The organism is Nostoc sp. DSM 114159, from assembly GCF_053470285.1.
Genome location: NZ_JBPFEH010000001.1, coordinates 627890 through 642932, shown reverse-complemented (window position 1 = coordinate 642932; position 15043 = coordinate 627890). Strand labels below are relative to the sequence as shown.

At 40.5% G+C, this 15043-nt stretch carries 15 protein-coding genes and 1 pseudogene; 5 read left to right on the top strand and 11 right to left on the bottom strand.

Features of this window, described 5'->3' with window-relative positions; genetic code table 11:
- Nucleotides 1-21: 21 nt before the first annotated feature.
- Nucleotides 22-609: a TetR family transcriptional regulator C-terminal domain-containing protein gene (locus ACR5KR_RS02580; protein WP_448265335.1), complete on the bottom strand. Its 588-nt coding sequence runs from the start codon at nt 607-609 to the stop codon at nt 22-24.
- 363 nt (nt 610-972) lie between these two features.
- Nucleotides 973-1136 (bottom strand): annotated as a pseudogene (locus ACR5KR_RS02575) (NADH-dependent alcohol dehydrogenase); the annotation flags it as partial.
- 776 nt (nt 1137-1912) lie between these two features.
- On the opposite strand from ACR5KR_RS02575, the gene ACR5KR_RS02570 reads away from it, so the two are divergent.
- Nucleotides 1913-2710 carry a sulfite exporter TauE/SafE family protein gene (locus tag ACR5KR_RS02570; RefSeq protein ID WP_448265334.1) on the top strand — a complete coding sequence of 266 codons (798 nt, stop codon included), beginning with the start codon at nt 1913-1915 and terminating at the stop codon, nt 2708-2710.
- A gap of 25 nt (nt 2711-2735) precedes the next feature.
- Here ACR5KR_RS02570 and ACR5KR_RS02565 read toward each other — a convergent pair whose 3' ends face one another.
- On the bottom strand, nt 2736-3884 hold the full coding sequence (locus tag ACR5KR_RS02565; RefSeq protein WP_448265333.1) for a Clp protease N-terminal domain-containing protein: 1149 nt from the start codon (nt 3882-3884) through the stop codon (nt 2736-2738).
- A gap of 276 nt (nt 3885-4160) precedes the next feature.
- Nucleotides 4161-4823, bottom strand: a complete 663-nt coding sequence (locus tag ACR5KR_RS02560) for a cadmium resistance transporter (RefSeq protein ID WP_448265332.1) — start codon at nt 4821-4823, stop codon at nt 4161-4163.
- Between the two features lie 247 nt (nt 4824-5070).
- Between ACR5KR_RS02560 and ACR5KR_RS02555 the strand changes: the two genes are divergently transcribed.
- Complete coding sequence (locus tag ACR5KR_RS02555) at nt 5071-5757, top strand: cadmium resistance transporter (protein ID WP_448265331.1); 687 nt, start codon at nt 5071-5073, stop codon at nt 5755-5757.
- Between the two features lie 132 nt (nt 5758-5889).
- Here the strand turns inward: ACR5KR_RS02555 and cysK are convergent, their stop codons facing one another.
- Both cysK and ACR5KR_RS02545 read right to left on the bottom strand, forming a co-directional pair.
- Nucleotides 5890-6852, bottom strand: a complete 963-nt coding sequence (cysK, locus tag ACR5KR_RS02550; protein WP_445627904.1) for a cysteine synthase A — start codon at nt 6850-6852, stop codon at nt 5890-5892.
- Between the two features lie 18 nt (nt 6853-6870).
- Nucleotides 6871-7353: an RrF2 family transcriptional regulator gene (locus ACR5KR_RS02545; protein WP_445632191.1), complete on the bottom strand. Its 483-nt coding sequence runs from the start codon at nt 7351-7353 to the stop codon at nt 6871-6873.
- A 215-nt stretch (nt 7354-7568) separates the two neighbouring features.
- On the opposite strand from ACR5KR_RS02545, the gene cysE reads away from it, so the two are divergent.
- On the top strand, nt 7569-8294 hold the full coding sequence (gene cysE, locus ACR5KR_RS02540) for a serine O-acetyltransferase (RefSeq protein ID WP_445627905.1): 726 nt from the start codon (nt 7569-7571) through the stop codon (nt 8292-8294).
- A gap of 245 nt (nt 8295-8539) precedes the next feature.
- Entirely contained in the window at nt 8540-9130 is a 591-nt protein-coding gene (locus ACR5KR_RS02535) for a Crp/Fnr family transcriptional regulator (RefSeq protein ID WP_448265330.1), read from the top strand.
- 6 nt (nt 9131-9136) lie between these two features.
- Here the strand turns inward: ACR5KR_RS02535 and ACR5KR_RS02530 are convergent, their stop codons facing one another.
- Both ACR5KR_RS02530 and ACR5KR_RS02525 read right to left on the bottom strand, forming a co-directional pair.
- Nucleotides 9137-9469 (bottom strand): NIL domain-containing protein, encoded by a 333-nt coding sequence (locus ACR5KR_RS02530; RefSeq protein ID WP_448265329.1) that lies wholly within the window; start codon nt 9467-9469, stop codon nt 9137-9139.
- Between the two features lie 22 nt (nt 9470-9491).
- Complete coding sequence (locus ACR5KR_RS02525) at nt 9492-10157, bottom strand: NIL domain-containing protein (protein WP_448265328.1); 666 nt, start codon at nt 10155-10157, stop codon at nt 9492-9494.
- A 753-nt stretch (nt 10158-10910) separates the two neighbouring features.
- Between ACR5KR_RS02525 and ACR5KR_RS02520 the strand changes: the two genes are divergently transcribed.
- Nucleotides 10911-12422, top strand: a complete 1512-nt coding sequence (locus tag ACR5KR_RS02520) for a hypothetical protein (protein ID WP_448265327.1) — start codon at nt 10911-10913, stop codon at nt 12420-12422.
- A 276-nt stretch (nt 12423-12698) separates the two neighbouring features.
- Here ACR5KR_RS02520 and ACR5KR_RS02515 read toward each other — a convergent pair whose 3' ends face one another.
- The 3 genes from ACR5KR_RS02515 to cysT form a co-directional block, all read right to left on the bottom strand.
- Nucleotides 12699-12965, bottom strand: coding sequence for an NIL domain-containing protein (locus ACR5KR_RS02515; RefSeq protein ID WP_094351023.1), 267 nt, complete (start codon nt 12963-12965; stop codon nt 12699-12701).
- Nucleotides 12966-13115: 150 nt separating this feature from the next.
- Nucleotides 13116-13991 carry a sulfate ABC transporter permease subunit CysW gene (cysW, locus tag ACR5KR_RS02510; RefSeq protein WP_322670851.1) on the bottom strand — a complete coding sequence of 292 codons (876 nt, stop codon included), beginning with the start codon at nt 13989-13991 and terminating at the stop codon, nt 13116-13118.
- Nucleotides 13978-14838, bottom strand: coding sequence for a sulfate ABC transporter permease subunit CysT (gene cysT / locus ACR5KR_RS02505; RefSeq protein WP_448265326.1), 861 nt, complete (start codon nt 14836-14838; stop codon nt 13978-13980). Before cysT ends, cysW begins: the two co-directional genes overlap by 14 nt.
- Between the last annotated feature and the right edge of the window lie 205 nt (nt 14839-15043).

The following is a 15043-nucleotide window of genomic DNA, read 5'->3' as shown; positions in this document are numbered from 1 at the left end:
AATACTGCTTGGTCTGTTCAATTAAAGAGAAGTTTTTAAGTATTGATTCAAGTGATTAATTACCCTATGGATATGAATTGAATCTCCATAAAGCTTGCTGATCATTATGCCTCCTTCCAGTGTTGCGATTATGATGGTAGCGATTTCATCAGCACTCACTTCCGGGCGAATTTCACCCTTTTTAATTCCTTTTTCAATAATTCGACAAATTAGATGTAGCCAAGAGTTCATCGCTTGTTGAGCACGTTGTCGCAACGCCGGATGAGCATCATCACTTTCCACAGCAGTATTCAGCAGTGGACACCCGCCCTTGATTGGTGGATTTTCTGCGAAGCTACTAAACACCGCAATGATTGCTTGCAGACGTTCTACTGCGTGGTGTTTGCTTCGTAATGCAAATCTAGTATGCTGCTTAATGCGAGCGATCGCAAAATCAAAAGCCTGTAGTGCGAGCTCGTCTTTGCTTTGGAAGTGATTGTAAATTCCTCCTTTCTGCAATCCAGTTACACGCATAATGTCTGACATTGATGAACCTGCATACCCCTGTTGATTAAACAGTTCGGCTGCTTGCTCAAGAATTCTAGTTTTTGTTTCTTCGCCTTTGGACATTACAGCGATTTTGATAGTAGGGAGTGAGGAGTTTATTGAATTGAAAATTGCTGTAAATAAAATCTTACCGACCGAATGGTTTGATTTAAATTATCATGATAGTTGCTTGTAAGTCAAGATTTTTTCAACACTGAGTAAAGAACTAGGCATTAGACCTGCCTTGAAAATAAGGCAGGAGGCAGTGTTTCGACTCCCAACTCTTGGAAAGGCTGCACAACTCTTGGAGACGCTCTTGCTAGCTTGCTTCCACGTTCGCGTAGCGTCCCGTAGGGAAGTGGTACGACTACGCTCTGTTACCACGCCAACGACTACCAAGAGGGCAAGTCCCTCAACAACCAGGCAGTTCTTGCTGGAGGAAATGTTTGCCAATGCAGACTTCACCTGGTTATAGACGCCGTTAGTTTTGATGCTACTCCACCATAATTAATTAGGATTTTGGCACGATCGGGAATTTCAGCAGCAATGTTGGCGATTTGACCTTTGCCAAACAGGATTTTGACTGGATTGCAAAAAACAAAGTTTTCCATGAGTCATTAAACTAGGGAATCGAAATTGACCTTGAGTATCGTAATCACTTTCAGGATGTTGCCTAATTGCAGCATAAATGCGATATATCGCGTCTCTACAAAGTTTGATATTATCCCTATGCTTACTAATACCAATTTGAAAAAAGAATGCGACACATAGACAAGACCCCTCCCCAACCCTCCCCAATACATACGGGGAGGGTGCCGTCAGGCGGGTGGGGTATCTGTCACAAACATTTTTTGAATCGGTATAACTTGTAGGTAAATTTTTGAGCAACCAGTCCGTAGGGAGTTTGACTGACTGCGGTGTATTATCCAGATAATTGAGCAATATACAACGCGAATACGCTGGACGTTTAATCATACTTCCGAGTAAAATACGGTAAGTGCATCGCCTTACGTGGTTTTATATGTAAAACTATAGAAAAACCTAGTTAGAAGTTGAGTTTGGCAGAGCGACTGACCAATAAGCAGTTATCAAAGTCTGTTTGAGCTAAATGCCAGTTGTCATGCTTACAAAAACTTCCAGACAGGTTTTAAGTTGTCCAGGAATCATTGAGAAACACAATAACTTGTCATAACTAGCTCTGTCTACCACTGGGCTATAGTTTGGCTGAGTTGCTGCTCTCTAACTGCTCGTAATTAAGTCAGTGAACAGTTATCAAGGCTTCGTTTGGGGATCTAATCAACCCTTACCGACGCTGCTCACTTATAGAAGTGGGAGATTCAACAGGACTTTGATAACTGATAACTAATTGTTGAAACCCCTGAAGAGTATGCACTATTTATTACTACCGTTCTTAAGCTTTTTTGTTGGTATCATCGTTGGTTTGACGGGTATTGGTGGAGCGTCTCTCATCACCCCAATGTTGATTTTTATTTTTCAGGTTCCGCCTTCTATCGCTGTGAGTTCTGATGTTGTGGCCGCCACCTTAATGAAAATTGTTGGTAGCGTCAAGCATTGGGAACAGAAAACCCTCGACACAGAAGTTGTCAAATGGCTGACCTTTGGAAGTGTTCCAGGCTCATTGTTCGGAGTAGGGATTTTGCACTTCATTAAACATACAGGTGAGTATAGCCTGGATAATATCTTGCTCCGTTTGCTTGGCGGGATGATTTTGCTAGTCACATTGTTAGCACTAGTGCAATTGTTGTTATTGACTTTTTTCCCTAAATTTAATTTACCCGAACTGCCAAAGTTAGACTTAGAAACTAACTTTGGTCGATTTATGACAGTTACTTTAGGAGCAATTTTAGGCTGTCTGGTAGGTCTAACTAGCGTCTCTTCAGGTTCAATGTTTGCCTTAGTGCTGATTGGGTTTTTCCGTCTTGATGCCCGAAAGTTAGTGGGTACAGATATTTCACACGCAGCAATTTTACTGCTGTTTACAGCCCTTGGTCATCTCAGCCTGGGAACAGTTGATTGGAGTTTGGTACTGCCTATATGGTTAGGCTCTGTGCCTGGGGTGTTATTAGGTGCTAAAATCTGCCAAATAGCTCCGCAACGCCCGTTACGATTTATTATTTACGCCATTTTAATGATGGTAAGTTGGAAATTAGTTCATCAAGTTTGACAGGACTCGGTAATATTAAACTGTCTCAATCAAAGATGGGAGGCCAAAGTTCGGATACTAAGAGTTCCCACTCAGGGAACAACTCTGAGACAGTGAGCTTTTCACTATTCCCTAACACCGTCACTTTACTGCTAGGACGATAAACACTCACGGTCTGAGCATCTGGGTCAATCAATAGCGCTATTCTCACTCCCAAGTCTAAGAATCTTTGGATCGTTTGTTGCACAGATGCCAGTCGGTCAAAGGCAGATTTAATTTCCACTACTAAATCAGGCACCAATTCAGGATAAGTTCGCGGCACCCGCTTCAAGCGTTCCCGTGAAAAGAACGAGATCCGCGGCGCAACTATCTCTCCATTGGGTAACTGAAATCCACCTTTAGAGCTAATAATATGCCCTAGCTTACGAGGCTCTACCCAGGAAAATAAAAACGCACAAAATCGAGCGTTAATTTCACCAGAGGTAAAATCAGGTGGGGAATCGCTCAATTCATCTTCATTGCTAAAGTTTCTACTAGGAATAATAGTTGCCGATGGGATGTTCAGAGATGTGATTTCTCTTAGCACTTCTTGCCAAAGATTCTGAAGATTTACGTCTAGCTTTTCCAGCACTCTGACTGCTACTCCATCTGTTACCCCTAGCACACCTAGTAGAAGATGCTCTGTACCAATGAATGTGTGACCTAATCTTAGAGATTCTTCTATAGCAAAGTCCAAAACTTGCTTTCCTTTAGGAGTAAAGGGATACTCCACACCTTGAATTCCAGTACCGCGACCAATAATTTTTTCTACTTCAGTTTGAGCAGCTTCAAGGTTGATATCAAAAGACTTGAGAACCTTAGCAGCAAGACCATTACCTTCTGCAATTAATCCAATCAAAATCTGTTCAGTACCTACAAATTGATGTCCTAAGCGCTCACCTTCGCCTTGTGCCAGCACGATCGCTCGGTATGCTTTGGCAGTAAATCTTTCAAACATAGACCTTTCCTCTGTTAAGAAGATAAATGGCAGTGGACAGTGGAATATTTGAGCAATTTTGAACGCTAAGGATAAACTAGGGTCGTATTTACCAACTTCAATAGCGTTGATGGTTTGACGACTCACGCCCAAAATTTTTGCTAATTCTGCCTGTGACCAATTGCGTTGAGTTCTCAGAAAACGTAAACGATTTTGCATTGCTTGGCTGAAAAAACCAGTGTATTTGCATAGTTTTTGCCTTGCTTGAATTTTATCGTAAACCTAACTTGTCTTTATGTCAAGTTTACTTTACATTAGCAATCAAACCTCCATTCACCCCGTTTTGAAAAAAGCGGAGACATTTGTTGGGTTTAAAAGCTTCAGGACTTACACCAGATGTGACTCAAAATCTGATTATTGCGTAGCGAACTTTAGATTTCAGATTGGGGTTTTCATTGTTCAATCTCAAATCCAGCATCCAACACCCAACATTAATTAACCTCTCACCCAAGGTAGTAGAGTGAATGTACCTCGTTCATACATAATGAACAGACCCAAGCCAATTAACACAAAAGGTACGGCAGCTTTACCGTAGCGACTTAAAATATTAGCAATGGTAGGTTGACGACTTAAAAAATAAGCGATCGCACACCAAACTCCTACCATGATAAAAAATATACCTAAAATTACTCCCAAACTGGCAAGGTTATGACCAGCGAACAAAGGGATATATATACTAATATTGTCGCCACCATTAGCGATCGTTACTGCTGCCACTTTATAAGTTTGGGGGTGCAAAATACTCAAAATAAAAGACAATGCTGGGTTGGTAGGTGTAGGCTCTCTAAAATCACTACTGACTGTCTGAACTGTTATAGTTTCTTCTTTTCTAGATATCAATTGTTGAATACCAATTGCTATTGGTAGTAGTCCTAACAATCCTATCCATTCTCGCTGTACAACCAATCCACCAAAAAATCCTGGTAAGCTAGCGATGATAATGGCTGTAAAACCCAAATATTGACCGAGTAAGATATGCCGCCGCCGAAAATTAGCATTTATTTGAGAAAAAAATATTAACAAGATAATGATGTCATCTATGTTAGTGGCGATGAAGGCAATTATCCCTTCACTGAAGGCTGTCCCTAGCTTACTCATGCTGGATTTTTAGAATCTACGATTTACCACCATACCAAATTCACTAATTCGTAATTCGTAATTCGTAATTCGTAATTCGTAATTACACTCGTTTCTCGCTAACGCTGTGCTAACGTAATTCGTAATTATTGACGAAATACTCGCGCGTCATTATCAATTACGAATTATTTTAACCTTTTGGTACAACTTAGATTTAAAATGACACAGTAATTATTACTGACTCCTCAATTATTCTTCATCTTAAAATATGAATGAGTTAGTTACTGCAATTACTACAGGGGCAATTGCATTCATTGCCACTAATATTGATGATATTGTCATTCTATTATTATTTTTTTCTCAAATAAATGCTAACTTTCGCCCCCGGCATATAGTTGCTGGCCAGTTTCTCGGTTTTACAATTCTGTTAATCCTTAGCCTTTCGGGTTTATTCGGAGGATTAGTTTTATCAAAAAACTGGATTGGATTACTTGGTTTACTACCAATGTCTATAGGTATCAGTAGCTTAGTGAATCAGGAAGAAGATTCATCAAAAGAAGTTCTAGCTGCAACAGAAGAAGCTGAAGCATCAACAATTACTAGTTTTTTTTCTCCCCAAGCTTATAGTGTAGCAGCCGTTACCATTGCTAATGGTAGCGATAATATTAGTGTCTATGTGCCTTTATTTGCTAGCTGCAACTTAGAGAGTTTTTTGGTAATTATCGGATTATTTTTTCTCTTGTTAGGAGTTTGGTGCTACGTTGCATACAAATTAATTAACAACAGAGTTATAGCTGATGTATTGACTCAATATATTAATAATCTTGTGCCTTTTATTCTGATCGGATTAGGCATTTTTATTGTATTAAAAAGTGAAGCTTTAAGTCCAATAAAGCTAGCTGCTAGTAGTATCTGTTTGATAATTTTGGTGAAAAACAATGAAGGGCGGATTTGACGATCTAATTAACAGTTCACGATCGGATCGAGGAAACCCGCCCCTACCTAATCCTGGAACTTAGTTTAATTCACGATTCTAAGTTGCCTCATTAAGAGTCTTATCCTGAGAATGCTTACTTACTATCAGAAATCAAACTTTACTCAACCACTCATTCTCCTCTGGATCTTTGAATAGTGAGGTGCTGAGGTAACGTTCGCCGAAGCTAGGCTGTACCATGACGATGAGGCGACCTGCATTTTCTGGCCGTTGTGCCACTTGAATAGCCGCATATAAAGCAGCGCCAGTCGAAATTCCCGATAGTAATCCTTCTTCTTTTGCAAGGCGACGGCTGTAAGCGATCGCTTGCTCATCTGCTACCTGAATCACTTCATCTACCAGTTCTGAACGGTAAATTGCTGGGACAAATCCCGCGCCAATACCCTGAATTTTGTGAGGCCCTGATTTACCGCCTGCTAATACCGGACTGTTGCTGGGTTCAACTGCGATCGCTTGAAAACTCGGCTTCCGTTTTTTAATAACTTCTGAAACTCCCGTAATTGTGCCACCAGTACCCACTCCCGCCACGAGAATATCTACCTCTCCATCGGTATCATTCCAAATTTCTTCGGCTGTGGTTTCGGCGTGAACTTTCGGGTTAGCAGGGTTACGGAACTGCTGCAACATATAAGCATTGGGCGTTTTAGCTACAAGCTGTTCTGCATGAGCGATCGCTCCTCGCATACCTTCTACCCCTGGCGTTAACTCTAGTTGAGCGCCATAAGCTTTGAGCATGGATCTTCTTTCGTGGCTCATTGTGTCAGGCATCGTTAGAATGAGATGGTAGCCCTTGGCAGCTGCCACCATCGCTAGCGCAATTCCTGTATTTCCAGAAGTCGGCTCTACTAAAACAGTTTTTCCGGGGTGAATCAAGCCTGCTTCTTCCGCCACTTCTACCATACTCGCGCCAATCCGGTCTTTCACAGAAGATGCTGGATTCATGCTTTCTAGCTTCACCACAATCCGAGCAACCGCTCCTGACGCTTGGGGAATCTTGTTTAATTGAACTAGAGGAGTTCGGCCGATTAACTCTGTGATATCTTTCGCTATCCGCATGGGGGTACTCCGTCGTGTCTAAATATAATACATTGGACTCTGCTGGGCGCGAGTTTCTCTTTCCTCGCACAAGTCTTGGAGTGTATAACGACCCAAAACTTCTATTGAGGCAGCGTTAGCTTGCTCCCAAACTTCATAAACCAGAGTCTTTTCTAGAGTCGGAGAGTTAGAGGTATCTTTCTCTTTCCGCTCGCCTTCAACCAAAGTGACAATTTCAAGTATTGTAATCTGCCAAGGTTCCCGAACTAAAACGAAACCTCCTTTAGAGCCGCGTTGACTCTGCACCACACCAGCACGCCGGAGGTTAGTCAAAATTTGTTCCAGATAGCGCTCAGGTATGGGTTGCTTGGCAACGATCTCGCTCATGGTTAAAGGAAGTTTTTGTCCGTGGTGGCTTGCTAGTTCTAAGAGTGCCAGCAGCGCGTATTCCACTTTGGAAGACAGATCCAAGAGAGCGTAGTTTTGGCTATTCAAGACTGTACTCAATATACTACGGTGAATTGAGGGACTTATCGCAGTTTATGCGAAATTAATTTTTTTCAACTGTGGAATGTGATAGCATCCCACTTATTACCCACAAAAACACTATAATCTATCGACTTACCGTAGATTTAGATATTACACAATTCCCAATATAAGGACTCGACCTTTTTCTGGGAGTCATCCTGAGTTTCTGTTTTCAGAGCCTCACCCATCAATAAAAATCTCAACAGAGTATGCTACTAACTGATTTGCAAACCATTTTTGAGCGTGACCCAGCAGCCCGTAACTGGCTAGAAGTATTGTTTTGTTACCCTGGACTCCAAGCTCTAGTGTTTCATCGATTGGCGCACTGGCTGTATAAAATTGGAATTCCTTTCATACCAAGATTCATCTCTCATCTTAGTAGGTTTTTAACCGGAATTGAAATCCATCCTGGGGCATTAATTGGCCAGGGAGTGTTTATTGACCACGGTATGGGAGTTGTGATTGGCGAGACTGCGATCGTGGGGGATTATGCCCTGATTTATCAAGGTGTCACCCTTGGCGGGACTGGGAAAGAAAGTGGCAAACGCCATCCAACTTTAGGTTCTCATGTGGTTGTGGGAGCAGGTGCGAAGGTATTGGGAAACATTCAAATTGGCGATCGCGTCCGTATCGGAGCCGGTTCAGTGGTGCTACGAGATGTTCCCAGTAACACTACAGTAGTTGGGATTCCAGGGCGTGTGACTCGTCAGAACAACTCATCTACCAATATTCTGGATCATGATAAAGTCCGCGACGTAGAAGCTGAAGTCATCCGTGCTTTATTTGAACGCGTCAAGTCTCTAGAGAAACAGTTCGAGGAGTTGGAACAATCAAGTTTGTCCCCAACTGAGCTTGGCGACGAATTAACTGACAACCCTAAGAGCAAAAATTCTGATGGGATGATTGAAGATTTTCTTGATGGTGCAGGAATTTAAGTGAGGGAATGGGGCATTGGGCATTGAGAGTGCTGAGTAATGAGTAATGAGTAATGAGTAATGAGTTAGGAGTTAGGAGTTAAGAGTTTTATTTATCTCCTTGTCTCCCTTATCTCCCTTATCCCCCTGCTCCCTGCTCCCTGCTCCCTGCCCCCTCCTCTCCTCTTTAAAATACCCATAGGTTCTTATAACCTGATATAAATGTAATACTACGGTTAATTTATCGGAGAATAGTTTTATATAATATGGTGTCTTTGTACACAAGCTTATCTAGTTCAAGCAGTAACAATACTAAGCAACTTTTTGCCCGTAGGTCATTTCTGCCAGAGCATCATAACGACCTTTGGAAGATTGAAACGGGTTTTGTGAGAACTTTTAGCTATCTGGAAGATGGTACAACTGTTGCTTTAGGATTGTGGGGGCCTGGAGATGTCGTTGGTAAAAGGTTGTCAAAATTAGAACCTTATCAAATGGAATGCCTAACTAAAGTGGAGGCAACAGTTTTACCTCTAGAGGAGTGGACTGAACTCACAGAAACTCTACTAGCCCATATCCAACAGGCTCAAGAATTGATGATCATTCGTAGCCATAAAAAAGTGGATACTATGCTTATCAAGCTATTGGCATGGTTATCCAAAAAGTTTGGTTCGGAAGTTGAGAAGGGACGTTTAATAGATATGCGTCTGACTCATGAAGACCTGGCGGAAATGGTCGGTTCAACTCGTGTTACGATCACTCGTGTTCTGGGGCAGTTTGAGCAAGAGGGCTTGATCGATCGCCTCTCCTTACATCGAATTGTTCTCAAAGAAGAAGAAATTTGGTACTACGAAATTTAAATTATTTCAGTAAAACCAGCTATCGCCGTCGGCATTCGGCTTGCCCACAATTCTAAGATTCAAGGATTCTAGGTAAGCTAAACCGCGAGAAATTTGTGGCACTGTTCCCCGCAGTTCAATGTCAAAGCATCCTTCTGTATTTGGTTGTAGCATAGCCTTGGTAATATTAACTACCAAGCCGTAAGTAGAAATTAACTGCGAAATCACGGGCGCTTGCAGATAGCATTTGGGAATATGTATTCGCAGACGAATCTGAGTAACTTGGCTTTTTTCAGAAACGGAAGAAACCAGTGATAATCTGTTTTGGGAATTGGTTTTTTGGTTATTTAATGCTGCCATTGGATAGTGATGATTTTATTAATTAGCGTAGGCGTAGCCCGTCGTAGACATCGCTATAAACGCTAGACAAATCTAGCCAAATCGGTAGTCCCAGTTTTTCTAAATAACTCAAGCTAGAGTAGAGTTGCTTTGTTCTTCCCCACAAATCCAAGTCAAACCAGCCGTCATCTTGCGTATTGGGTTGAAGTATCGCACTAGTAATATTGACTGTTAGCCCATAACGAGAAACTAACTCGGAAATCACTGGTTCTTGGTAATAAGATTTTAAAATGCACAGTTGTAAGCGTAATCGATTGGTTTGACCCTGAGAAATCCATTGCTGGAATTGTTCTTGCCATTTATTTGTCAGCCATGCAGAGTCTTTGGGACTCAGTTTGATAGCTGAATTTGGGAAAGGTAGAGTGTGCTGGTTGGGTTGAATTTGGTTAGCGATCGCTAGTTGCAGTAAATTCACTCCCAATCCTTGCAAGTAAGATAGGCTATTTGTCAGTTTTTGAGGATTTCCTGAAAGTTCCAAATCAAACCAGCCATCACTGTCACTGTCGGATGTCAGGGATGCAGCTTTGATATTGACAGTTAAACCATAACGAGAAACCAGTCGAGAAATTACAGGTTGCCTGTTATACTGTTGAGGCACGAGAATTCGACTGTGGACTGAAGCGGGTTCTACAGATTTACTCTGAGACATCAGATTAATTCCCAATAGCTATCACAATTTTTGGGTTCGGCAGAGAATCTTGCTGATGCCGTGCCCCCACAACTCAACTGTGCCTGCTTGAATATCAGCCTCATATAAATTTTCATATTTCTAGCTTTTATTAAACTACTGTAACTTTATCGACTTTATGCATTTAATTGTTATGTAAAGGAGACTCCCACAAAGACGGAAAAAATACAATGGGTAAAATAACGTAAATCAAACTCATTATATTTTGACTAGCTTGAGGTTAATACGGTTGACATTTTTACATAAATATGATATAAATACTTTTTGTAAAGATAGTCCAGTTTGAGTAATCCACGCGCAACTTGAGACTTAGGCAGTGGACGATGTTAGATGCTCTACTTGGAAGGAAAGTTTTTATTCATACTTAATACTTATTTCCTCCAGCAATAACTGCTATCTCTTATGAGAAGTAGAACGGTGTTAATAATTAAAGGTTTAGATTAAGCGGCTCTAGCCCTATTTTGGGGACTAGAGCCTTCAAAGTATAAAAAAATTATGTTTTTTACATTATTTAATATACTTTAATTTATTCCTGCCTACTTACTTAAATATTTTTGATACTTCAGCTAATTTTTAATAAAATGAAAAGTCAGTGTTGACGCGATCGCAGAAACTTTAAACTTTAAGTTCATATCCTAAAATTGCCTTGATCTTTACCTTGTTAGGATATTAATGACTGTAGAATAGTCGCTTAAACTTTCATGATAAAAGTTGATGATTAATATTACTAAATTAAATAAATTTGACTTTTTAGTTTTAATTGGGATTGTGATTATTGGTCTTATACATTTGCCTTTTCCATTTGATGGAGATCAAGCATTTTTTCGGCTTGGTGCTTTGGAGATGCAACAAGGAAAGTTACTCTATCGTGATTTTTGGGATGTCAAGCAACCGGGGATTTTTTGCTTTTACTTTTTGGGAGGAATTTTATTTGGTTTTAATGAGATTGGCATCCATCTCTTTGAACTTATTTACATGGTGTTTCTGTCTATAATATTGTTGCTGAGTCTAAAAAGCTATTTTCAGCATCCGATAATCGCAAGTTTAGTACCTTTGTTAACGGTTGGCGTTTACTATATTGTTTCACAGCCTTGGCATCTTACTCAAGTAGAGGCACTGGTTAGTTTGCCTTTATTTACTTGTGTTTGGTTAACTTCTCAATCTTTTAAATATGAAGGTAGAAAAGCATTTTTTATACTTTTACTATCAGGCTTTCTTGGTGGAATTATCATCACATTTAAATTAATACTTTTACTAATATTACTTTCTTTTTGGCTAACTACTTTGATATATTCTTTGCTGATCAAACGGCAGCCAATTCCAAAAGTATTTATAGAAATCTTTATTCCCATTTTTATGGGGATTATATTTCCTATTTTATGTATTGTTAGTTATTTTGCCTGGTTTAATAGTTTACCAATTTTGTATCAGACATTTTTTTTATATCCACCTCGGATTGTTGCTAATTCCCAATTTAACCCAAGTGGGCTTTTTGCAGGAATAAAATGGTTTTTAAATAATTTTTACCCTCTAATTTTAGCTGCTACTGTTGCCGTAGATGTATCATTACGTAAGTCTAAGAATATATTGACTTTGCTACTTGTTATTTGGTGTATTTTTGCTTGGGGTGTGATTGCTCTACAACGTGGCGCATTTTGGGAATATCATTATTTACTATTGTTTGTACCTTTAGGTATTTTAGCTACTAAAGGATTAGATGTTTTATGGGAGTCTTTAATAAAATTGAGTTCCCCATTTACGACAATCTTGCTGATATTTTTGTTTTTCTTCCCTTTATCGCACACTTTGATAAAAAAGAGTGTTGTTCTGGTTAATAATAACTTTGCTTTAACTGAAGAGACACGATTCAAATATCAGACTGTTTTTAGAGAAAAATACCCATCTCTTCGTTCAGAAGCTGAATTTATCTCCCAACCAGGAAGTCTTCCTGGTAAGATTTATGTAGCTGGCGATCCATCTATTTACTACTTCTCCAATCGGACTCAGGCAACATCACTACGTGGTTGGGCACTTGAATATTTTCTGCCTGAGCAATGGACAAAACTTTTAGAAGAGTTAGATTCATCTAAGCCTCCTTATATCTTTATTGATGATATTCAGCAGCCTACTATCAACAAAAATTTTCCCAGAATGCTAGAATTTCTTGAGAGTAAATACCGTATTTTACGTCAAAATAATAACGGTACTTGGTATACACTTTTGTAGACAAATCACTACAGCAATTCTGAATCATTTATCAGAAATAAGATCCCCGACAACTTTTATAAAGTCGGGGATCTGCGGGTTTTAATACAATACAGTTCAGTTAAAGAAAATTGTAGGTTGGGTTAAGCAAAGCGCAACCCAACAAAACCCCGAAAATGTTGGGTTTCGTTCCTCAACCCAACCTACACATTTCAAAGTTTTTGGCACTAACCCAAGCGTATTGGGTTTCAAGACTCTTAAAACCAGACAAATAAACTGTTTGTGTTACTATAACTCTTACCAATCGGTTGCTTTAGTATCATCCCAGACTTCCAATTCCAAATCGCGGAGATAAGTTAAACCGCTTTGAATTTGTGCATCTGTTCCTTGTAGTTCAAGGTCAAACCAACCATCTCCGACAGCATTGGCTCCCAAAATCGCTGCCGTGATATTCACAATCAGTCCGTAGTCAGACACCAGGCGAGAAATGACAGGTTCCTGGTGATAATCTTTAGGAATTCTGAGTCGAATCCGTTTATTGGTAAGTGTATTGTCAGTAGCCATATCTGAGTTGTTTCAATCCCTAATCGGGATTGGTACAGAACTACTCTTAACCCTAACGGTAATTTCCTGATAGGTACTAAGTAGATCGTACCATGTCCCATGATTTGCTTGTATCCTATTTCAAAAGATAACTATAATCGCTTGATTTTTCTATTCAACATCTTTAATGCGGGTTTTCCGTTCTAGAATCTCCTTCAGCACCAAGGTTACTACTGCTAACAACGCTAACAGTACAGCCGCAGAAAAAGCCGCTTCAGTTTCGTATTGTTTGTAAGCGTCTTCTACAAACAGTGGTAGGCTCTGGGTTTGGTCAGCAATGTTTCCAGATACCACTGAAACCGCTCCGAATTCACCCATTGCTCTGGCATTGGTCAAAATTAAACCATAGAGTAAGCCCCAACGGATACTAGGTAGAGTGACGCGCAGAAATATCTGCCAATCTTTTGCACCTAGAGTTCTTGCAGCTTCTTCTTGATCCTTACCAAACTCTTCTAAAACAGGAATCACTTCCCGCGCCACAAAGGGCATACTCACGAAGGCTGTAGCTAGTACCATACCTGGAAAGGCAAAGATAATCTTGATATCATGGGCTTGAAGCCAAGGGCCAAACCACCCATTCCGTCCGTAAAGTAGGACAATCATTAACCCTGCAACTACAGGCGAAATTGAAAAGGGCAGATCGATAATGCTCAAAACTACGGCGCGTCCAGGAAATTTATGACGAGCGATCGCCCAAGCTGCACATAAACCAAATACCGTATTTAAAGGTAGAGAAATCACAGCTAGTAACAGTGTTAGCCAAGCTGCATGGATAAAAGCTGGTCGCGTCAGATTGGACAGAAACGGCCCAACACCCTTACTAAAAGCTTGGACAAAAACGTTAATTGCCGGGATATATTGAACTAGGGCTAAATAAGCGATCGCTATCCCAATTAAAACTATTGGCACCCAACTCTTCTGCTCTTTCGGCTTGGCCGTATGTGTCTCAGATGCAGATGAGTGAAAACTTGGCTTATCTACTGTCATATCGCCTTGCCCATGCTTGTAAGAAATTAATTGCCAATAACAGTACCAACGAAATTGATAGTAAAACTATGCCAATTACTGTTGCACCAGAATAGTCGTACTGCTCTAGCCGTTGGAAAATCAGTACAGGTGCGATCAAATCTTGGAAGGGCGTATTAGAGGAGATAATCACAGTTGAACCATACTCTCCAACTGCACGAGAGAAACCCAAGGCAATACCAGTCAAAATCGTGGGAAATAAAGGTGGCAAAATCACTTTCCAGAAGGTCTGCCATTGAGAAGCACCCAGACACCAGGCGGCTTCTTCAATTTCATGTTCCATTTCCTGAAGTACGGGTTGCACAGTTCTCACAATAAAAGGTAGTGAGATAAATATCATTGCTACCGCTACTCCCGTGCGGGTAAAAGATATCTTAATTCCCAGTGGTGCTAGTAGCGAACCTAGCCAGCCGTTATCGCTGTAAACAGTTGCCAGTGTTAAACCTGCTACAGAAGTTGGTAGTGCAAAGGGTAAATCCACTGTGGCATCAATCAAGCGCTTGAAGGGAAAGTCGTAGCGAACCAGAACCCAAGCAATTAAAGTTCCAAATACGCCATTGAGTAAGGCAGCAAATATTGCCGTCACAAAAGTTACGTTGTATGTTGCTAGTGCGATATCACTGGTTGCGATCGCCCAAAACCTAGATGGAGGTTCTGTAGCTGCTTTCAGGAACATTGCAGTTATGGGGATCAGCAACATAACTGTCAAGTATACAATGGTGATTACCCAAGTCCAAGAAACTCGCTCCAATCTCTTCAAAAACGGTGTTTTGCGTTCAACTTCTACAGAAGGAGATACAGTCGTCATAGTCAAAAATTCAAAATTGGAAATTCACAAGGAGCTTTTTGCCAGTGTTCGTAATTGCTAATTCGTAATTCAACCACAGACCAACTATTTTTTATTCTGGAGAAAAGAAAGTTGTGGAGTCAGAATTACGAATTACGAATTACGAACTTGTACTGAGCTTGTCCTGAGCGTAGTCGTTGGCGCAGCCTCTCGTAGAGAAGGGCGT